Source organism: Burkholderia sp. BCC1985, assembly GCF_905339915.1.
GTDB lineage: Bacteria > Pseudomonadota > Gammaproteobacteria > Burkholderiales > Burkholderiaceae > Burkholderia.
On record NZ_CAJPGY010000002.1, the window covers coordinates 280,218 to 301,061 of the forward strand.

The window sequence follows — 20,844 nt, forward strand, 5'->3', positions numbered from 1 at the left end:
GCGGCCGCGGCCGCCGGCCGGCGAAAAAAAAGCCGGCGCCCAACAAGCAGGGCGGCCGGCTGCGGTCGTTGCGCGGCGGTGCCGCGGCGATGGCGATTACTGGGCCTTGGGCAGCCCGTCGAGCTTCATGCCCGGCTTGATGCCTTTCGCCGCGAACCAGCCCTTGCTCATTTCGAGCGCATAGACGCCGTTGTTGCGCGGGCAGTGGTTGTCGGTCGTCTCGGCCTTCATCTCGTCGATGTCGGTGATCGTGCCGTCCGCGCGGACGAACGCGATCGACAGCGGGATCAGCGTGTTCTTCATCCAGAAGCAGTGCACGGCGTTCTCGTTGAACACGAACAGCATGCCTTCGTTCGGCGCGAGCTGCGACCGGTACATCAGCCCCTGTTCGCGATCGGCGTCGTTCGCGGCGACGGCCGCGTCGATCACGTACATGCCGGCGCGCAGCTTCACGCGCGGGAACTCGCCCGGCTGCTTGGCGCCGGGCGGCATCTGGGCGTGGGCGGTCTGCATGCCGAGTGCGAGGACGGCGAGCGCGGCGGGAAACACGGCGGCGCGCGCAAGGCGGCCGAGCGACGAGCGCAGGGAGAATCGCACAGCAGGGCTCCTATCGGGAAAACGAGACCCGCATGGTACGCGAAGCGCGCCGGCGGGCACAAAAAAGAAAAAGGCAGATCGCCTCGCGGTGATCTGCCTTTCAACGCCGTAAGAACGGCAAGACTGCGTGTTCTTGACTGCGTTATTACAAACAGCTTGCTTAGTTCGAAGCAGCTGCCGGTGCTTCGGCTTCGCTAGCTGCCTTCTTAGCTGCGTGGTGCTTCTTCTTTGCGTGGTGCTTCTTGGCAGCGTGCTTTGCCGGTGCCGAAGCAGCTGCCGGAGCAGCAGCCGAAGCAGCTTCCGGAGCCGAAGCTTGTGCGAATGCTGCCGTTGCGAAGAGGCCAGCGACCAGAGCGGCGATCAGTTTGTTCATGTTGTGTTCCTCAGCTTTAGTTAATTAACCAAATGACCCGGCAATAGGAGTCATGTCGTCTAACGGTGCCATCCACCTTTCGGTTGACAGACGCTTCGAGAAATTTCTCTTTGCGCTGCGGGCGCCGAATCGTATTCGAAGAAAACGTCGCTTTCGTGACGCAAACACGGAAATACCGGTTCGGCTGCCAATGCCGGATAGCTAAGGTTGGCATCTGCGTGGTTTAACGCACGATCTTCGCCGGCGGTTGACGAAAAAGATGACGAAAAATTCGCGCGTCCCGAATTCGTCATTCGGTGCGTGCGAAACCGTCCCACGGGGCCCGCGGCGGCAGCGCGATTGTTTCGCCCGGTGCAATGCCGAGCGCGAATATGTCGAGCGCGCCGATGCCGACACGCACGAGACGCAAGGTCGGGAAGCCGATCGCGGCCGTCATCCGGCGCACCTGCCGGTTCTTGCCTTCGGTGATCGCGAGTTCGATCCACGTGGTCGGGATCGCGGCGCGATAGCGGATCGGCGGGTTGCGCGGCCACAGCGCCTCGGGCGGTTCGATGAATTCGGCGCGGCACGGGCGCGTCACGTAGTCGCCGAGATCGACGCCGCGCGCGAGTGCCTTCAGGTCGGCCGGTCCCGGCGCGCCGTCGACCTGCGCCCAGTAGCGCTTGACGAGCTTGTGGCGCGGTTCGGCGATGCGCGCCTGCAGCGCGCCGTCGTCGGTGAGCAGCAGCAGGCCCTCGCTGTCCGCGTCGAGCCGGCCGGCCGGGTAGACGCCGGGCGTGGTTACCCAGTCGCCGAGCGACGGCCGCGTCTCGTGCGCGGAAAACTGGCAAATCGTGCCGAACGGCTTGTTGAGGGCGATCAGGGTCATGGCGGGGCGCCCGCCCGGCGTGCCGCGGGGCGGCGGGACGGGCGGTCTATGGCAAATGGCGGAATCTTAATGCATAATACGGAACGGCAAGTCCTCTGTCTTATATAAGACATAAGGGAAGACTTGATACGCAGCGTCGCGCTTCGTGCCGCCGGCCCCAGTTGGGGCGCTAGAATAGCGGCTCGCTGTTGCCGTCACGAAGGTGGCAAGGCCACCTCGCCGCGCGCGCAGTTTCGACCAGCATCACCTGCTCAGCCACGTCACTGGAGTCGATCATGCCGTATCAGCACATCAAGGTTCCGGAGGGCGGTGACAAGATCACCGTCAACAAGGACTTCTCGCTCAACGTTTCCGATCAGCCGATCATTCCCTACATCGAAGGCGACGGTACGGGCTTCGATATCACGCCGGTCATGATCAAGGTCGTCGACGCGGCGGTCGCGCATGCCTACAAGGGCAAGCGCAAGATTCACTGGATGGAGATCTTCGCGGGCGAGAAGGCGACCAAGGTGTACGGTCCGGACGTGTGGCTGCCGGACGAAACGCTGCAGGTGCTGAAGGAATACGTGGTGTCGATCAAGGGGCCGCTCACGACCCCGGTCGGCGGCGGCATCCGTTCGCTGAACGTCGCGCTGCGCCAGGAACTCGACCTCTACGTCTGCCTGCGCCCGGTCCAGTATTTCAAGGGTGTGCCGTCGCCGGTGCGCGAGCCGCAAAAGATCGACATGGTGATCTTCCGCGAGAACTCGGAAGACATCTACGCGGGCATCGAATGGGCCGCGGGCTCCGAGCAGGCGAAGAAGGTCATCAAGTTCCTGCAGGAAGAGATGGGCGTGAAGAAGATCCGCTTCCCGGAAACCTCGGGGATCGGCGTCAAGCCCGTGTCGACCGAAGGCACCGAGCGTCTCGTGCGCAAGGCGATCCAGTACGCGATCGACAACGATCGCAAGTCGGTCACGCTGGTGCACAAGGGCAACATCATGAAGTTCACGGAAGGCCTGTTCCGTGACGCCGGCTATGCGCTCGCGCAGAAGGAGTTCGGCGGCGAGCTGATCGACGGCGGCCCGTGGATGCGCGTGAAGAACCCGAAGACGGGCAACGAGATCGTCATCAAGGATTCGATCGCCGACGCGTTCCTGCAGCAGATCCTGCTGCGTCCGGCCGAATACGACGTGATCGCGACGCTGAACCTGAACGGCGACTACATCTCCGACGCACTGGCCGCGCAGGTCGGCGGCATCGGGATCGCGCCGGGCGCGAACCTGTCGGATTCGGTCGCGATGTTCGAGGCGACCCACGGCACGGCGCCGAAGTACGCGGGCAAGGATTACGTGAACCCCGGTTCCGAGATCCTGTCGGCGGAAATGATGCTGCGCCACCTCGGCTGGACGGAAGCGGCCGACACGATCATCGCCGCGATGGAGAAGTCGATCCTGCAGAAGCGCGTCACGTACGACTTCGCGCGTCTGATGGAAGGCGCGACGCAGGTGTCGTGCTCCGGCTTCGGCGAAGTGCTGATCGAGAACATGTAAGTCCCTTCCGGGGCAGGCCGGCGGACCGCCGGCCGCCCCGGCGCCTACTGCCGGCGCCGGGGCGTTTCATGAACGGCAGGTTTGTTGGCAGGGCGGTCCGGCATGCGGGCCGCGGCGCCGCGATGCGGCCCGGGTGCCCTGCAAGGTAGAACATGACGGCCCTCGCAACACCACCGCCCGGCTAGCCGGCACACCCCTTTCGCGATCGACCCGGTCGCTCCCCGCCGGTTACCGCCGGCGCTCCTCAGTCCCAAATTTTCACGTAGCAACGCATCGACCATGTCCACTTCGCCCAAGATCATCTATACCCTCACCGACGAAGCGCCCGCGCTCGCGACCTATTCGCTGCTGCCGATCGTCAAGGCCTTCACGCGCTCGTCGGGCGTCGCCGTCGAAACGCGCGACATCTCGCTCGCCGGCCGCATCATCGCGGCATTTGCCGACGTCCTGCCGCCGGAGCAGAAGGGTTCCGACGATCTGGCCGAACTGGGCCAGCTCACGCTGAAGCCGGAAGCGAACATCATCAAGCTGCCGAACATCAGCGCATCGGTGCCGCAGCTCAAGGCCGCGATCGCCGAACTGCAGGCGCAGGGCTACAAGCTGCCGGCCTACCCGGAAGAGCCGTCGAGCGACGAAGAGAAGGCCGTCAAGGCCCGCTACGACAAGATCAAGGGCAGCGCGGTGAACCCGGTGCTGCGCGAAGGCAACTCCGACCGTCGCGCGCCGCTGTCGGTCAAGAACTACGCACGCAAGCACCCGCACAAGATGGGCGCATGGAAGGCCACGTCGAAGGCGCACGTCGCGCACATGACCGAAGGCGACTTCTACGGCAGCGAGAAGTCGGCGCTGATCGCCGATGCCGGCAGCGTGAAGATCGAACTCACGACGGCCGACGGCGTGAAGAAGGTGCTGAAGGAAAAGACGGCCGTGAAGGCCGGTGAAGTCATCGACGCCTCGGTGATGAGCCGCAAGGCGCTGCGCAGCTTCATCGAAGCGCAGATCGCCGACGCGAAGGCGCAGGACGTGCTGTTCTCGGTCCACCTGAAGGCGACCATGATGAAGGTCTCGGACCCGATCCTGTTCGGTCACTTCGTGTCGGTGTTCTACCGCGACGCGCTCGCGAAGCACGCGGACGTGCTGGCGCAGGCCGGCTTCAACCCGAACAACGGGATCGGCGACCTGTACGCGCGCCTGAAGGACCTGCCGGCCGACACGCGCGAAGCGATCGAAGCCGACGTCAAGGCCGAGTACGCGGTGCGTCCGCGCCTCGCGATGGTCAACTCGGACAAGGGCATCACGAACCTGCACGTGCCGAGCGACGTGATCGTCGACGCATCGATGCCGGCGATGATCCGCGAGTCGGGCTGCATGTGGGGCCCGGACGGTGAACTGTACGACGCGAAGGCCGTGATTCCGGACCGCTGCTACGCGGGCGTCTACCAGGCCGTGATCGAGGACTGCAAGCAGCATGGCGCATTCGACCCGGTCACGATGGGCAGCGTGCCGAACGTCGGCCTGATGGCGCAGGCGGCCGAGGAATACGGTTCGCACGACAAGACGTTCCTGATCCCGGCCGACGGCGTCGTGCGCGTCACCGACGAAGCCGGCAACGTGCTGCTCGAGCACGCGGTCGAGTCGGGCGACGTCTGGCGCATGTGTCAGACCAAGGACGCACCGGTGCAGGACTGGGTCAAGCTCGCGGTGAACCGCGCCCGCGCGACCGGCGCGCCGGCCGTGTTCTGGCTCGATCCGGCACGTGCGCACGACGCGCAGATCATCGCGAAGGTCGAACGCTACCTGAAGGATCACGATACGAACGGCCTCGACATCCGCATCATGACGCCGGTGGACGCGACGCGTTTCTCGCTCGAGCGCATCCGCGCGGGCAAGGACACGATCTCGGTCACGGGCAACGTGCTGCGCGACTACCTGACCGACCTGTTCCCGATCATGGAACTCGGCACCAGCGCGAAGATGCTGTCGATCGTGCCGCTGATGGCTGGCGGCGGGATGTTCGAGACGGGCGCGGGCGGCTCGGCACCGAAGCACGTGCAGCAGTTCGTCGAGGAAGGCTTCCTGCGCTGGGATTCGCTCGGCGAATTCCTCGCGCTGGCCGCATCGCTCGAACACCTCGGCAACGCTTACCAGAACCCGAAGGCGCTCGTGCTCGCGAAGACGCTCGACCAGGCGACCGGCAAGTTCCTGGACGAGAACAAGTCGCCGGCGCGCAAGGTCGGCGGCCTCGACAACCGCGGCAGCCACTTCTACCTGTGCCTGTACTGGGCGCAGGCGCTGGCCGAGCAGACCGACGACGCCGCGCTGAAGGCGCAGTTCGAAGGCGTCGCGAAGTCGCTGTCCGACAGCGAAGCGCGCATCCTGGAAGAACTGTCGGCCGCGCAGGGCAAGGCACAGGCGATCGGCGGCTACTACCGTCCGAGCGTCGAGCTGACGAGCCAGGCGATGCGCCCGAGCGCAACGCTGAACGGCATCGTCGACGCAGTCGCCTGACGCCGGCCGCGCCACCGCGCGCGCCCTGGCAACGGCGGCAGCCGACGCGGCGGGCCTGGCGGCTCGCCGTCCCGCCGACAATGAAAATGCCCCCGTCGCCCGGGGCGTTTTTCGTTGCAGGCGTACCATTCAGACGTGAACGATTTCCCATTCGGCGATTTCGTGCGGCACTTCGAGCGTGGCCGTATCCAGTTCGGACGGCTGTTCGCAGTCGCCGCGGGAGATGTGGTCGGCTGCCACTTCCGGGCACGAGAACGCGCCGAGCGAGGCGTTGCCGAACGTCGCTTCCCAGCCGCCGTTTGCCGGCAGGATGTAGAACGACCCGAGCGCTGAACCAAAGCGAAATCCCTTCATTTCCGTTCTCCCTTTCTGATCACAAGCGATTCTGGTGTGCCGCCCGCCGGCGCGTCCGGCTGTGGCCCGACTGGCTGCTTGCGCCGGGTTCCGTATCGAACGTCGTGGCGAAGCGTCAGTGCATGGAACAAAGTCTACGTCCGCGAGCGCGCTCGATGGTGCGCGTAGAACGCTTTCTCGAAACAAAAATTCTCCTTTTAAAACAATTAGATATTTCGTGTGTTTTGTATTGCGGAATGTTTTTTGGCATCGCGAAACAGCGAATTTGTGCCGTGCACCACGAATTTTTATAAAGCAGAGACTTGTTCCACATCGTGAAAAATCGAGGGGTTCAGGCAAAGAGGGCGCGCGACGCGTCGACGACGCGATGCGCAGCGGCAGCAAATGCCTTCGATCGGGCGTGACCAAACCGGGGGGATGCAAGGCGTCGATCGGCCCGGCCGGCGCGAGGGCAGCGGGGCCCGCGGCCGTCATTCGATGAGCGAAAACGCGGCCCGCGCGGCGTGCGAATCGTCGGGCCGGCCGCGTCGTGCGGCGTATCGACGCTCGCGCGGTGTCGCGGCGTTTCGACCGAGTGCTGCGGTTATGATGACGCGGGCATCGGATTGCGCGTCGCACGGGCGCTTCCCCGTGCCGGCACGCGCGCAGGTCGAGACGGCCGCGCGATGCAGCACGAATAACGAGGAACGATTGATGATACGGAGAACCTTCCTGTCGCACGCCATCGGTGTCGCGGCCGCTTCGCTGTTTGCGCGCGCCGCATGGGCGCAGCATGCCGGTCACGTGGGCATGGCCGGCATGGATCAGATGGACGACATGCCGGGCATGTCGGGAATGGCGGACCACGCGCAGCACGCGAAGCCGGCGCCGGCCGCGCTCGCCGCGGCCGATGCGCTGCCGGCCGGCACGCCGCTCGCGTCGCTGCGCATCCTGGCAAACGAAAGCCGCGAACCCGGCACGTTCCGCGCGACGCTGGTCGCGCAGCCGGTCGCGCGTCCGATGCTGCACGGTGCGCGTCCGACGACGTTCTGGCAGTTCGGCACGGACACGCAAGGGCCCGTTGTCGGCCCGCTGATCGACGTGCGCGAGGGCGACACGGTCGAGATCCGCTTCGTGAACAAACTGCCGCAACCGTCGACGATCCACTGGCACGGGCTACCGGTGCCGCCCGACCAGGACGGCAATCCGTCCGATCCGGTCGCGCCGGGCGCGTCGCATGTGTACCGCTTCACGCTGCCGAAGGGCAGCGCCGGCACCTACTGGTATCACCCCCATCCGCACATGATGACGGCCGAACAGGTATTCCGCGGGCTTGCGGGGCCCTTCATCGTGCGCGCCGCCGATGACCCGCTCGCCGGCTGGCCCGAGCGCAACCTGTTCGTGTCCGACCTGAAGCTCGCGCGCGACGGCACGATCCCGCCGAACGACATGATGGACTGGATGAACGGCCGCGAAGGCCAGTTCGTGCTGGTCAACGGGGCGCGCCGGCCGCGGATCGACGTCGCGAGCGACGAGCGCTGGCGCGTGTGGAACGCATGCAGCGCGCGCTACCTGCGCGTCGCATTCGACGATGGCCGCGCGTTCGAGCAGGTCGGCACCGACGGCGGGTTGTTCGACGCGCCGCGCCGCGTGACGTCGCTGCTGCTCGCGCCGGGCGAGCGTGCGGAATTGCTGGTGCGCGCCGGCGACCGCGCGTCACGCGCGGTGCTGCAGGCGGCCGAGTACGACCGCCGCAAGATGGCAATGTCGCACGACGGCGGCCACGGCAGCCTGCCGCCGGATCCGGCGCTGGCGCTCGCCGATGTCGCGTTCGCGCCTGCAGCGGCGCGCGCGCTGCCCGCGACGCTGCGCAGGGTGCCCGCGCTCGGCGAGCCGGTCGCGCAGAAGACGATCGAGTTCGGCGAAAAGATGGACATGGACGCGATGATGAAAGGGCCGGCACACGGCCGCCCGGCGGGGATGCGCTTCATGATCAACGGTGCGACCTACGCGCCGCATCGCACGACGCTGACCAGCCGCCGCGGCGACGTCGAGCGCTGGACCCTGCGCAACGCCACCGACATGGATCACCCGTTCCACTTGCATGGCACGCAATTCCAGGTGATCGAGCGCGCGTCGGACGGCACGCGCACGAGCGAACCGTTCCGCGCATGGCGCGATACCGTCAACGTGCGCAGCGGCGAGACCGTGACGCTACTCGTCACGCAAGACATGCCCGGCGAGCGCATGTTTCATTGCCACATTCTCGAACACGAGGATCTCGGCATGATGGGCACGCTGAAGGTCGTGTAACGGATATCGAATATGTTTCACGCGCATGACGGCATTCGATCTGCGCGTGCGACAAGACAATACGTGTTCGATTATCGGGATTGAACGAAAAGGCCGGCCAATCGAATTAACGAGTGGCCGGCCTGAAAAAAAAGAAACCCGGCGCAATGCCGGGTTTCTTCGTCTGATATCCGGTGCCTTACGCGGCCTGGATGTTCGACGCTTGCTTGCCCTTCGGCCCTTGAACGACCTCGAAGCTCACCTTCTGGCCTTCCTTCAGGGTCTTGAAGCCCTGCATGTTGATGGCCGAGAAGTGCGCAAACAGATCTTCACCGCCCTCGTCGGGAGTGATGAAACCGAAGCCCTTCGCGTCGTTGAACCACTTAACGATACCAGTTGCCATTTCCTACTTCCCCTGTCACACAGTCGCTGCTACTTACCACGAGCACGCTCGAAAAGCTAAACGACCGGAAAATACAGCCGTTCCCCCCTCACAAGCTCACCTTCGGCCTCTTTCATTTCGCCAACCGGCGAGTTGAAAAAAGTGCCAGCTTGATTGTTGGCGCTCTTTATTTGAGTGTCAAGGGGAATTTTTAGACGTTTAGAGGGACGTTGTAAAGAACCCATTTTCAGGGTTTTTCCGGCTTTGCTTTGCAGCATCCCGTCGAGCGCGCGGACTTGAAAAGACGCATAATCGGCTCATATACCAGGCTCGAGTGACACGCGATCGAGTCGTCCCGGCTTGTGGGATACTGGACGCGGATGCGACGTCCGGTGCAGTTTCCCCCTGACGGTTCGTGTTCCGCGCCACGCGTGAAAGCCGGCACCGCAGCCGGCTTTCGTATGGTGCGAAGACGATCGCGGGTCGTCGGGAACCAGGGAGGGCACCGGCCGGTCGGTCGGGTAACGGCAGGATTGCGGGCCTGTCCGAGTTGTTTAGAATGGGTGTATGGCGATTATCCCGGACAAGCAGGACAGCACCGTCCTGGAACGCAAGCAGCAGAAGCTCAAGCCGCCTTCGATGTACAAGGTGGTGCTGCTGAACGACGACTTCACGCCGATGGAGTTCGTCGTGATGGTCGTACAGGAGTATTTCAAGAAGGATCGCGAGACGGCCACGCAGATCATGCTGAAGGTCCATCGCGAAGGGCGAGGGGTTTGTGGGGTCTATACGCGGGACATCGCGTCGACCAAGGTTGAGCAAGTCGTTACCCATGCGCGGCAGGCCGGGCATCCGCTGCAGTGCGTGATGGAGGAAGCATGATTGCCCAGGAATTGGAAGTCAGCCTGCACATGGCGTTCATGGAAGCACGCCAGGCGCGCCATGAGTTCATTACGGTCGAGCATCTGCTGCTGGCCCTGCTGGATAATCCGACGGCAGCCGAGGTGTTGCGCGCGTGTGCGGCCAACATCGAGGACTTGCGTCAGAACCTGCGCAATTTCATCCACGACAACACACCTACCGTCCCGGGCACCGACGATGTCGATACCCAGCCGACGCTCGGTTTCCAGCGCGTGATCCAGCGCGCGATCATGCACGTCCAGTCGACGTCGAACGGCAAGAAGGAAGTGACCGGCGCGAACGTGCTGGTCGCGATCTTCGGCGAGAAGGATTCGCACGCCGTCTACTACCTGCAGCAGCAGGGCGTCACGCGCCTGGACGTCGTGAACTTCATTTCGCACGGCATCGCGAAGACGAACGGCGGCGAAGCCGCGAAGTCGTCCGACGCGAACGCGGAAAGCGAAGACGCGAATGCGCAGAAGGAAACCCCGCTCGCGCAGTTCACGCAGAACCTGAACCAGATGGCGAAGGACGGCCGCATCGATCCGCTGATCGGCCGCGAGCCCGAGGTCGAGCGCGTCGTGCAGGTGCTGTGCCGCCGCCGCAAGAACAATCCGCTGCTCGTCGGCGAGGCCGGCGTCGGCAAGACCGCGATCGCGGAAGGGCTCGCCTATCGCATCACGCGCGGCGAAGTGCCGGACATCCTCGCGAACGCGCAGGTGTATTCGCTCGACATGGGCGCGCTGCTTGCGGGCACCAAGTATCGCGGCGACTTCGAGCAGCGTCTGAAGACGGTGCTGAAGGAGCTGAAGGAACGGCCGCACGCGATCCTGTTCATCGACGAAATCCACACGCTGATCGGCGCGGGCGCCGCATCGGGCGGCACGCTCGACGCGTCGAACCTGCTGAAGCCGGCGCTGTCGTCGGGCACGCTCAAGTGCATCGGCGCGACCACGTTCACCGAGTATCGCGGCATCTTCGAGAAGGACGCGGCGCTGTCGCGGCGCTTCCAGAAGGTCGACGTCACGGAGCCGACCGTCGAGCAGACGGTCGCGATCCTGCGCGGGCTGAAGTCGCGCTTCGAGGAGCATCACGGCGTCAAGTATTCGTCGGGCGCGCTGTCGGCCGCGGCCGAACTGTCGGCGCGCTTCATCACCGACCGTCACCTGCCGGACAAGGCGATCGACGTGATCGACGAAGCGGGTGCCGCGCAGCGCATCCTGCCGAAGTCGAAGCAGAAGAAGACGATCGGCAAGAGCGAGATCGAGGAAATCATCTCGAAGATCGCGCGCGTGCCGGCGCAGAGCGTGTCGCAGGACGATCGCAGCAAGCTGCAGACGCTCGACCGCGACCTGAAGAGCGTCGTGTTCGGCCAGGATCCGGCGATCGACGCGCTTGCCGCGTCGATCAAGATGGCACGTGCGGGCCTCGGCAAGATGGACAAGCCGATCGGCGCGTTCCTGTTCTCCGGCCCGACCGGCGTCGGCAAGACCGAAGTGGCGCGCCAGCTCGCGTTCACGCTCGGCATCGAGCTGATCCGCTTCGACATGTCGGAATATATGGAGCGTCACGCGGTGAGCCGACTGATCGGCGCGCCGCCGGGCTACGTCGGGTTCGATCAGGGCGGCTTGCTGACCGAAGCCGTCACGAAGAAGCCGCATTGCGTGCTGCTGCTCGACGAGATCGAGAAGGCGCATCCGGACATCTTCAACGTGCTGCTGCAGGTGATGGACCACGGCACGCTGACGGACAACAACGGCCGCAAGGCGGATTTCCGCAACGTCATCATCATCATGACGACGAACGCGGGCGCCGAGTCGATGCAGAAGGCGACGATCGGCTTCACGACGCGCCGCGAAACGGGCGACGAGATGACCGACATCAAGCGCCTGTTCACGCCGGAGTTCCGCAACCGTCTGGACGCGATCATCAGCTTCCGCTCGCTCGATGAGGAAATCATCATGCGCGTGGTCGACAAGTTCCTGATCCAGCTCGAGGAGCAGCTGCACGAGAAGAAGGTCGACGCGCTCTTCACCGACGCGTTGCGCAAGCATCTCGCGAAGCACGGCTTCGACCCGCTGATGGGGGCGCGGCCGATGCAGCGGCTGATCCAGGACACGATCCGTCGCGCGCTGGCCGACGAGCTGCTGTTCGGCAAGCTCGTCAATGGCGGCCATGTGACGGTCGACGTGGACGAAAACGACAAGGTGCAGTTGTCGTTCGACAAGCTGGCGAATCCGCCGCACAAGCCGAACGAAGAGGCGGTCGAAGTCGAATAAGCGATAATTCGTGGTTCATGCGAACGGCGCGGGAAGTTCTCCGCGCCGTTTCGTTTTATCTGGCGCCGGTGGCGCGATGGTGGTGCAGGGGAGTGGTAACGCAGTGACACAACAACAACGATCGTTCGACAACATCGTCGCGCGCGAACAAGGCTTGCGCCATGCGCTGACGTCCGGGCAGATGGCGATGATCGCGATCGGCGGCGCGATCGGCACGGGGCTGTTCCTCGGCAGCGGGTTCGCGATCGGGCTCGCCGGCCCCAGCGTGCTGGTTTCGTACGCGATCGGCGCGCTGATCGCGCTGCTGCTGATGGGCGCGCTCGCGGAAATGACGGTCGCGCATCCGACGGCCGGTTCGTTCGGCGCGTATGCCGAGCACTACGTCGGCCCGCTCGCGGGTTTTCTCGTGCGCTATGCATACTGGTTCGCGGTCGTGTTCGCGATCGGCACCGAGATCAGCGCGATCGCCGTCTTCATGAAGTACTGGTTTCCGGCCGTGCCCGGCTGGTATTGGGTGATCGGCTTCTCCGCGCTGCTGATCGCGGTGAACCTGGCGAGCGTCACGCTGTACGGCTCGGTCGAATACGCATTCTCGCTGCTGAAGATCGCGGCGATCGTCGTGTTCATCGTGCTCGGCGCGTATCTCGTGTGGTCGGCGCCGGCGGCTTCCGGCATCGGCTTCGCGAACTACACCGCGCACGGCGGCTTCATGCCGAAAGGGCCGTGGGGCACCTGGGTCGCGGTGATCGTCGCGATCTTCAGCTACATGAGCATCGAGGCGGTCGCGATCGCGGCCGGCGAGGCGCGCGATCCGCAGCACGCGGTCACGCGCGCGTTCCGCTCGACGGTGTTCCGGCTCGTGCTGTTCTACCTGCTGACGCTGTCGCTGATGCTCGCGATCGTGCCCTGGACCCAGGCCGGCACCGACGAAAGCCCGTTCGTGAAAGTGATGGCCGCGACGCACGTGCCGTATGCGGCCGGCGTGATCAACTTCGTGCTGCTGATCGCGGCGCTGTCGGCGATGAACAGCCAGCTCTACGTGACGACGCGGATGATGTTCAGCCTGTCGCGCGCGCGGCTCGCGCCGGCGGTGTTCGGCCGGCTCGGCGGCAACGGCGTGCCGCGCGCGGCGCTGTGGATCTCGACCAGCGGCGTCGCGGTCGCGGCCGTGCTGGTCGCGCTGTCGCCCGACACCGCGTTTACCGTGATGATGGCGATCGCGATGTTCGGCGCGCTGTTCACGTGGATGATGATCTTCGTCACGCACCTGCGCTTTCGCGCGCGGTACCGCGGGCCGGCGCTCGCGTTCCGGATGTGGGGGCACCCGTTCGGCAGCCTGCTCGGTGCCGGGCTCGTCGGCGCGATCCTGCTGACGACCGCGTTCACGCGCGAATTCCGGATGACGATGGTGGTCGGCGTCGTGTTCGTCGTGCTGCTGACGCTCGCGTACGCGCTGCACTATCGGCACCAGCACGCGCGCTGACGCGTGCGTTCCCGCCGTGGGGCTGCAGCCCGCGCGGCATCGCAACGCCCGCCGCGCTAAGGTTCCGTTAAGCCGGCGGCGATTACATTCGAACCTGTCCGCGATCCGGGCCGGCGCACGCCAGCCCGGCGCTATCTGTAAAAGGGGTTCGAATGAACAAACTTCCCGAAATCACGCTCGCGTTCTGGATCATGAAGATCTGCGCGACGACGCTCGGCGAAACCGGCGGCGACCTGCTGTCGATGACGCTGAACGTCGGCTATGCGGTGAGCTCGATCCTGCTGTTCGGTTTCTTTCTCGTCACGCTCGGCGCGCAGCTCAGGACGACGCAATATCGCCCGGCGATCTACTGGGCCGTGATCGTCGCGACGAGCACGGCGGGCACGACGATGTCCGACTTCATGGACCGTACGCTCGGCCTCGGCTACGCGGCCGGCTCGTCGATTCTCGTCGCGATCCTGCTGGCGATCTTCACGGTGTGGCGCCTGAGCGGCGAATCGCTGTCGGTCGACCTGATCCGCACGCGCAAGGTCGAACTGCTGTACTGGATCGCGATCCTGTTCTCGAACACGCTCGGCACCGCGCTCGGCGATTTCCTCGCGGACAGCTCGGGCCTCGGCTTTGGCGGCGGCGCGCTGCTGATCGGCGGGCTGCTCGCGGCGATCGTGCTCGCGCACTACTTCACGCGCATTTCCGGCGTGCTGCTGTTCTGGGCGGCGTTCGTGCTCACGCGTCCGTTCGGGGCGACGGTCGGCGACCTGCTGACGAAACCGGTCGCCAAGGGCGGACTCGCGCTCGGCACGGTCGGCTCGTCGGCGGTGCTGCTCGGCGTGCTGGTTGCGCTGGTGATCTACGCGAGCATCGCGCAGGCGCGGCGCCGCGAACTCGTACCCGCGCGGATCGCGCAGACGGCCGAGCGGTGAGCGAAGCCGGACCGAACCGACGAAAGAAAAGGGGCCGCGAGGCCCCTTTTTGCGTTGCGCCGTTCAGTGACGGCCGGTGCTGCCGAAGCCGCCTTCGCCGCGATCGCTTTGCGCGAAGTCGTCGACGATGTTGAACTGCGCCTGCACGACCGGCACGATCACGAGCTGCGCGAGCCGCTCGAACGGGTTCAGCACGAACTCGGTCTGGCCGCGGTTCCACGTCGACACCATCAGCTGGCCCTGGTAGTCGGAATCGATCAGGCCGACGAGGTTGCCGAGCACGATCCCGTGCTTGTGGCCGAGGCCCGAGCGCGGCAGGATCAGCGCTGCGTAGCCGGGGTCGTCGAGGTGGATCGCGAGGCCCGTCGGAACCAGCGTCGTTTCGCCCGGCTGCAGCGTGACGGGCGCGTCGAGACACGCGCGCAGGTCGAGGCCCGCGCTGCCGGTGGTCGCGTAGGCGGGCAGGTAGTCGCGCATGCGCGCGTCGAGAATCTTCAGGTCGAGTTTCATGCGGTCGTCGAATCGGTCGGGAAGGGCGCGGCGGCGCGGGCCGCCGCGCGGGTGATCAGATCAGGCGGTTGTCCGGCAGGCGCTTCGCGATTTCCGCGACGAGCACGTGCGCGAGTTCGTCCTTCGGCGCGCGCGGCAGGCGCGTGAGGCCGGCTGCCTCGAACAGCACGACTTCGTTGTCGTCGCGGCCGAACGTCAGCGGGCCGAGGTTGCCGACCAGGAGCGGTACGTTCTTGCGCTTGCGCTTCTCGTCGCCGTGCACGTCGAGGTCGCCGCTTTCGGCCGCGAAGCCGACGCAATACGGCGGATCGGGCAGCGCGGCGACCGACGCGAGGATGTCGGGGTTCTCGACGAACGCGAGCGCCGGCATCTTGCGGTCGGCCGTCTTCTTCATCTTGTGCTCGGCCGGCTGATCGACGCGCCAGTCGGCGACCGCGGCCACCGCGATGAAGATGTCGGCGTCGGCTACCGCCTGCATCACCGCGTCGTACATCTGCTGCGCGGTCTGCACGTCCTGGCGGTACACGCCCCACGGCGTGTCGAGCGCGACCGGCCCCGCGACGAGATGCACGTCGGCGCCGGCCTGCTGCGCGGCGCGCGCGAGCGCGAAGCCCATCTTGCCGCTCGAGCGGTTCGTGAGCCCGCGCACCGGATCGAGCGGCTCGAACGTCGGGCCGGCCGTGATCAGCACGCGGCGGTGCGCGAGCACCTTCGGCGCGAAGTGCGCGACGATCGCCTCATAGATCGCCTCCGGCTCGAGCATGCGGCCGTCGCCGACTTCGCCGCACGCCTGCGCGCCCGAATCGGGGCCGAGCACCGACACGCCGTCGGCGCGCAGTTGCGCGGCATTGCGTTGCGTGGCCGGGTTCTGCCACATCTGGCGGTTCATCGCGGGCACGACGAGCAGCGGACAGTCGCGCGCGACGCACAGCGTCGACAGCAGGTCGTCCGCGAACCCGTGCGCGAGCTTCGCGAGGAAGTCCGTCGACGCGGGCGCGATCACGATCGCGTCGGCTTCGCGCGACAGGTCGATGTGCGCCATGTTGTTGCCGATGCGCGCGTCCCACTGGCTCATGTAGACGGGCCGGCCGGACAGCGCCTGCATCGTGACGGGCGTGATGAACTGGGTGGCGGCTTCGGTCATCGCGACCTGTACGGTCGCGCCTGCCTTCGTCAGCAGCCGGGTGAGCTCGGCGATCTTGTAGCAGGCGATGCCGCCCGTTAGGCCGAGAACGAGGTGTTTTCCTGCGAGTTCTGCGTGTGCCAACTCAGGCCTCCAAGGGTCAAACGGAACGGCCGGCGCGAAGCCGGCCGTCGCCACCGAGTATGCGCGCTCAGCGCGAGCCGCGCACGCGACGCAGTTCGTCGTAGATCAGCAGCACCGCGCCGATCGTGATCGCGGAATCGGCGAGGTTGAACGCCGGGAAGTGCCAGTCGCCGAGGTGGAAATCGAGAAAGTCGATCACGTGGCCGTAGATCAGCCGGTCGATCACGTTGCCGAGCGCGCCGCCGAGGATCAGCGCGAGCGACACGCTGAACAGCCGCTGGTGGCCGTGGCGCTTCAGCAGGAAGCAGATCACGAGCGTCGCGCCGACGCCGAGCGCGGTGAACGCCCAGCGCTGCCAGCCGCTCGCGGTCGACAGGAAGCCGAACGCGGCGCCGCGGTTGTACACCAGCACGAGGTTGAAGAACGACGTCAGCGCATGCTGCGCGCCGTACGCGAACGTTTTCAGGATCGCGATCTTCGACAGCTGGTCGAACAGGATCACGATCAGCGAAATGCCGAGCCAGGGCGCGAGCGCGCCGCTGGCCGGTTTCGACAGGGTTTTCGCCATATTTACGCAGCGCTCCGGATTTCGCCGTTTTCAAACAGGTTCGAGAAGCAGCGGCCGCACAGCGTCGGATGATCGGCGTGCGCGCCGACGTCCTCGCGGTAGTGCCAGCAGCGTTCGCACTTCTGGTACTTCGACGCGGCCACGTCGACGCTTTCCTGCGCTTCGTCGTCGACCTTCACGATCGTTGCCGCCGACGTGATCAGCACGAACTTCAGGTCGTCGCCGAGGCTCGTCAGCGCGTCGTAGCGCGCGCCGCTCGCATGCACGGCCACTTCGGCCTGCAGCGACGAGCCGATGCGGTTCGCGGTGCGGGCTTCCTCGAGCGCCTTCGTCACGTTGCCGCGCACGTCGCGCAGCAGCGCCCACTTCTCGATCAGCGCGGCCGCACCGGCGACTTCCGGATACGCGTAGTAGGTTTCCGTGAACACGGTGTCGCTGGCCGGCTGGAACACCTTCCACGCTTCTTCCGCGGTGAACGACAGGAACGGCGCGAGCACGCGCAGCAGCCCGTGCGTCAGGTGGTACAGCGCGGTCTGCGCGGAGCGGCGTGCGCGCGAATCGGCCGCGCTCGTGTACAGGCGGTCCTTCAGCACGTCGAGGTAGAAGCCGCCGAGGTCTTCCGAGCAGTACGTCTGCAGCTTCGCGACGACCGGGTGGAATTCGTACTTCTCGTAGTGGCCGAGCAGTTCCGTCTGCAGTTGCGCGGAGAACGCGACCGCGTAGCGGTCGATCTCGAGCCATTCGTCGACCGGCACCGCGTGCTGCGCGAAGTCGAAGTCCGACAGGTTCGCGAGCAGGAAGCGCAGCGTGTTGCGGATGCGGCGATAGCCTTCGGTCACGCGCTTCAGGATTTCCTCGGAGATCGCGAGTTCGCCCGAGTAGTCGGTCGACGCGATCCACAGGCGGATGATTTCGGCGCCGAGACGGTTCGCGACTTCATGCGGGTCGATGCCGTTGCCGAGCGACTTGCTCATCTTGCGGCCTTCGCCGTCGACCGTGAAGCCGTGCGTGAGCAGGCCCTTGTACGGCGCGCGGCCGTCGATCATCGATGCGGTCAGCAGCGACGAGTGGAACCAGCCGCGGTGCTGGTCCGAGCCTTCGAGGTACAGGTCGGCCGGGAACTGCAGCTGATCCTTGTGCGAGCCGCGCAGCACGTGCCAGTGCGTCGTGCCCGAGTCGAACCACACGTCGAGCGTGTCGCGGTTCTTTTCGTACAGGTTCGCGTCGTCGCCGATCAGCTCGCGCGGATCGAGCGTCTGCCACGCCTCGATGCCCGACTGCTCGACGCGCTTCGCGACTTCCTCGAGCAGCTCGAGCGTGCGCGGGTGCAGCTCGCCGGTTTCCTTGTGCACGAAGAACGCCATCGGCACACCCCATTGGCGCTGGCGCGACAGCGTCCAGTCGGGACGGTTCGCGATCATGCTGAACAGGCGCTGCTTGCCCCACGACGGGTAGAACGCGGTGGCGTCGATGCCTTCGAGCGCGGTTTCGCGCAGCGTCTTGCCGCCGTCGCGCGGCGTCACGTCCATGCCGGCGAACCACTGCGACGTCGCACGGTAAATGATCGCCGTCTTGTGACGCCAGCAGTGCATGTAGCTGTGCTTGTAGTGCTCGCTGCGCAGCAGCGAGCCGGCCTCGCGCAGCGCGTCGACGACCTTCGGGTTCGCGTCCCAGATCGACAGGCCGCCGAACAGCGGCAGCGATTCGATGTAGCGGCCGTCGCCCATCACCGGGTTGATGATGTCCGAGTCGGTCATCCCGTGCGCCTTGCACGACTGGAAGTCCTCGATGCCGTAGGCGGGCGACGAGTGCACGACGCCGGTACCGGTGTCGGTCGTCACGTAGTCGCCGAGGTAGACGGGCGCGGTGCGCTTGTAGCCGGGGTGGGCCGATGCGAGCGGGTGGTGGAAGCGCAGGTTGGCGAGCTTCACGCCCGGCGCGGTCGCGACGACGCGGCCGGTCAGCTTGAAGTCGGTCATGCAGGCTTCGACACGCTCTTCCGCGATGATCAGCAGCCCGCGCTCGGTGTCGACCAGCGCGTAGACGATTTCCGGATGGAGGTTCAGCGCCTGGTTCGCGGGGATCGTCCACGGCGTCGTGGTCCAGATCACGATGCCGCCCTCGGCGCGCGGCAGTGCCGGCAGGCCGAACGCCTGCGCGGTCTTTTCCGGTTCCGCGAACGCGAACATCACGTCGATCGTCGGGTCGGTGCGATCCTTGTACTCGACTTCCGCCTCGGCGAGTGCCGAGCCGCAGTCGAAGCACCAGTTCACCGGCTTCAGCCCGCGATACACATAGCCCTTCTCGATGATCTTGCCGAGCGCGCGGATTTCTTCCGCCTCGTTGACGAAGTTCATCGTCTTGTACGGGTTCGCCCAGTCGCCGAGCACGCCGAGACGCTTGAAGCCGACCTTCTGCTTCTCGATCTGCTCGGTCGCGTACGCGCGCGCCTTGCTCATCACTTCGGCCGCCGGCAGCGACTTGCCGAACTGCTTCTCGATCTGGATCTCGATCGGCATGCCGTGGCAATCCCAGCCCGGCACGTACGGCGCGTCGAAGCCGGCCATGTTGCGCGACTTGACGACGATGTCCTTCAGGATCTTGTTGACCGCGTGACCGAGGTGGATGTCGCCGTTCGCATACGGGGGGCCGTCGTGCAGGATGAACTTCGGCCGGCCCTGGCTGGCCGCGCGGATCTTCTCGTAGATGCCGCGCTCTTCCCATTCCTTGACCCACTGCGGCTCGCGCTTGGGCAGGTCGCCGCGCATCGGGAACGGCGTGTCGAGCAGGTTGACCGGATACTTGGCCTGCGGTTTCGAATCGGCTTTCTTGTTGCTCATGATGGGATCGCTATCTAAATCGGGGGACGCTCGTGCGTCGTGAATCGGGGATGCGCGCGGGTCGGCGGCGCGAGGGTGCGGCGCGGGGCGCCGCCGGCCGGATCAGCTAATTCGGTCGGTCGCCGAGGTCGAGAAGCCGGTCGTGCGGCTGCCCGGCGCGCGGTCGCGCTCGACGAAGTACGCACGTGCATTCGCGACGTCCAGCGCGATCGCGCGCGACAGCGCCTCGAGATCGTCGAACTTCGCCTCGTCGCGCAGCTTCTTCAGGAATTCGACGCGGATCAGCTTGCCGTACGCGTCGCCGTGCCAGTCGAGCAGGTGGACTTCGAGCAGCACGCGGCCGGAATCGTCGACGGTCGGGCGCAGCCCGAGGCTCGCGACGCCCGGCAGCGGGGCGGGGCCCAGGCCGTGCACCTGCACGACGAAGATGCCCGCGAGCGCCGGCCGCTTGTGCGCGATCGGCAGGTTCAGGGTCGGGAAGCCGAGGTCGCGGCCGAGCTTCAGCCCGTGCGCGACGTGGCCGCTGATCGCGTAGCCGTGGCCGAGCGCCTGCGCGGCCGCGTCGAGATCGCCCGCCGCGAGCGCGGCGCGCACGCCCGAGCTGGAGATGCGCGTGCCGTCGCTGCCGGCGACCGTGCCCATCTGCTCGACCTCGAAGCCGTACTGCTCGCCGGCCGCCTTCAGCGTGTCGAAGGTGCCCGCGCGCTTCGCGCCGTAGCAGAAATCGTCGCCGACCATCATCCAGCGCGTGTGCAGCCCGTTCACCAGCGTGCGCTCGACGAACGCCTGCGGCGACTGGCTTGCGAACGTATGGTTGAAGTGCTCGACGACGACACGGTCGACCCCATGCTCGCGCAGCGCTTCCAGCTTGTCGCGCAGCATCGCGATGCGCGGCGGCGCGCCGGCCGGGTTGAAGAATTCCCGCGGGTGCGGCTCGAAGGTCATCACGCACACGGGCAGGCCGCGCGCGTCCGCTGCCGCGCGCACGCGCGCGAGCAGGGCCTGGTGGCCGCGATGGACACCGTCGAAGTTGCCGATCGTCAGCGCGCACGGCGCGCGGCTCTCGGCGTTGGGCAGGCCGCGGAAGACTTTCACGATAGCGGATGCAGCGTCGGGGAATGGGCGGTGGGATGCCGCAAAGCAGAAGATTATAAACGTTCGGGCGGCCCGGCGGCCGAGAAGGGGGGAA

18 protein-coding genes are annotated in these 20,844 nt (G+C 66.0%); 7 read left to right on the plus strand and 11 right to left on the minus strand.

Annotated elements, in window-relative coordinates; all coding sequences use genetic code 11:
- Positions 1-96: 96 nt before the first annotated feature.
- The 3 genes from U4Z31_RS03260 to U4Z31_RS03270 form a co-directional block, all read right to left on the minus strand.
- Positions 97-597, minus strand: a complete 501-nt coding sequence (locus U4Z31_RS03260; RefSeq protein ID WP_321799090.1) for a DUF192 domain-containing protein — start codon at positions 595-597, stop codon at positions 97-99.
- A 160-nt stretch (positions 598-757) separates the two neighbouring features.
- Entirely contained in the window at positions 758-970 is a 213-nt protein-coding gene (locus U4Z31_RS03265) for a hypothetical protein (protein ID WP_072465376.1), read from the minus strand.
- Positions 971-1,259: 289 nt separating this feature from the next.
- Entirely contained in the window at positions 1,260-1,838 is a 579-nt protein-coding gene (locus tag U4Z31_RS03270) for a pseudouridine synthase (protein ID WP_124486986.1), read from the minus strand.
- A 275-nt stretch (positions 1,839-2,113) separates the two neighbouring features.
- On the opposite strand from U4Z31_RS03270, the gene icd reads away from it, so the two are divergent.
- A complete protein-coding gene (gene icd, locus U4Z31_RS03275) occupies positions 2,114-3,370 on the plus strand; it encodes an NADP-dependent isocitrate dehydrogenase (RefSeq protein WP_044845581.1) in 1,257 nt (418 codons plus the stop codon).
- Positions 3,371-3,649: 279 nt separating this feature from the next.
- The gene (locus U4Z31_RS03280; protein WP_321809408.1) at positions 3,650-5,878 is read left to right on the plus strand and encodes an NADP-dependent isocitrate dehydrogenase; all 2,229 of its coding nucleotides are present in this window, start codon (positions 3,650-3,652) and stop codon (positions 5,876-5,878) included.
- 129 nt (positions 5,879-6,007) lie between these two features.
- Here U4Z31_RS03280 and U4Z31_RS03285 read toward each other — a convergent pair whose 3' ends face one another.
- Positions 6,008-6,232: a hypothetical protein gene (locus U4Z31_RS03285; RefSeq protein ID WP_044845583.1), complete on the minus strand. Its 225-nt coding sequence runs from the start codon at positions 6,230-6,232 to the stop codon at positions 6,008-6,010.
- Between the two features lie 693 nt (positions 6,233-6,925).
- Between U4Z31_RS03285 and U4Z31_RS03290 the strand changes: the two genes are divergently transcribed.
- The gene (locus U4Z31_RS03290; RefSeq protein WP_321809409.1) at positions 6,926-8,524 is read left to right on the plus strand and encodes a multicopper oxidase family protein; all 1,599 of its coding nucleotides are present in this window, start codon (positions 6,926-6,928) and stop codon (positions 8,522-8,524) included.
- A 178-nt stretch (positions 8,525-8,702) separates the two neighbouring features.
- On the opposite strand, the gene U4Z31_RS03295 is transcribed toward U4Z31_RS03290, so the two are convergent.
- Both U4Z31_RS03295 and U4Z31_RS03300 read right to left on the minus strand, forming a co-directional pair.
- Positions 8,703-8,906 (minus strand): cold-shock protein, encoded by a 204-nt coding sequence (locus U4Z31_RS03295; RefSeq protein WP_004196460.1) that lies wholly within the window; start codon positions 8,904-8,906, stop codon positions 8,703-8,705.
- Between the two features lie 56 nt (positions 8,907-8,962).
- On the minus strand, positions 8,963-9,163 hold the full coding sequence (locus U4Z31_RS03300) for a hypothetical protein (RefSeq protein WP_185641051.1): 201 nt from the start codon (positions 9,161-9,163) through the stop codon (positions 8,963-8,965).
- 289 nt (positions 9,164-9,452) lie between these two features.
- Here U4Z31_RS03300 and clpS point away from each other — a divergent pair, with 289 nt between their 5' ends.
- The 4 genes from clpS to U4Z31_RS03320 all read left to right on the plus strand — a co-directional run bounded on the left by clpS (position 9,453) and on the right by U4Z31_RS03320 (position 14,470).
- Positions 9,453-9,767: an ATP-dependent Clp protease adapter ClpS gene (gene clpS / locus U4Z31_RS03305; RefSeq protein ID WP_006398529.1), complete on the plus strand. Its 315-nt coding sequence runs from the start codon at positions 9,453-9,455 to the stop codon at positions 9,765-9,767.
- Positions 9,764-12,064, plus strand: a complete 2,301-nt coding sequence (gene clpA, locus U4Z31_RS03310; RefSeq protein ID WP_044845584.1) for an ATP-dependent Clp protease ATP-binding subunit ClpA — start codon at positions 9,764-9,766, stop codon at positions 12,062-12,064. Before clpS ends, clpA begins: the two co-directional genes overlap by 4 nt.
- A 103-nt stretch (positions 12,065-12,167) precedes the next feature.
- Entirely contained in the window at positions 12,168-13,547 is a 1,380-nt protein-coding gene (locus U4Z31_RS03315; RefSeq protein ID WP_321809410.1) for an amino acid permease, read from the plus strand.
- A gap of 152 nt (positions 13,548-13,699) precedes the next feature.
- On the plus strand, positions 13,700-14,470 hold the full coding sequence (locus U4Z31_RS03320; RefSeq protein ID WP_044845586.1) for a membrane protein: 771 nt from the start codon (positions 13,700-13,702) through the stop codon (positions 14,468-14,470).
- 63 nt (positions 14,471-14,533) lie between these two features.
- Here the strand turns inward: U4Z31_RS03320 and dut are convergent, their stop codons facing one another.
- The 5 genes from dut to U4Z31_RS03345 form a co-directional block, all read right to left on the minus strand.
- Positions 14,534-14,980 (minus strand): dUTP diphosphatase, encoded by a 447-nt coding sequence (gene dut, locus U4Z31_RS03325; protein ID WP_044845587.1) that lies wholly within the window; start codon positions 14,978-14,980, stop codon positions 14,534-14,536.
- A 55-nt stretch (positions 14,981-15,035) separates the two neighbouring features.
- Positions 15,036-16,247, minus strand: coding sequence for a bifunctional phosphopantothenoylcysteine decarboxylase/phosphopantothenate--cysteine ligase CoaBC (gene coaBC, locus U4Z31_RS03330; protein ID WP_321809411.1), 1,212 nt, complete (start codon positions 16,245-16,247; stop codon positions 15,036-15,038).
- A gap of 67 nt (positions 16,248-16,314) precedes the next feature.
- Complete coding sequence (gene lspA, locus U4Z31_RS03335; protein ID WP_044845589.1) at positions 16,315-16,815, minus strand: signal peptidase II; 501 nt, start codon at positions 16,813-16,815, stop codon at positions 16,315-16,317.
- Positions 16,816-16,817: 2 nt separating this feature from the next.
- A complete protein-coding gene (gene ileS / locus U4Z31_RS03340) occupies positions 16,818-19,655 on the minus strand; it encodes an isoleucine--tRNA ligase (RefSeq protein ID WP_321809412.1) in 2,838 nt (945 codons plus the stop codon).
- 102 nt (positions 19,656-19,757) lie between these two features.
- Entirely contained in the window at positions 19,758-20,750 is a 993-nt protein-coding gene (locus U4Z31_RS03345; RefSeq protein ID WP_044845591.1) for a bifunctional riboflavin kinase/FAD synthetase, read from the minus strand.
- Positions 20,751-20,844 lie beyond the last annotated feature (94 nt).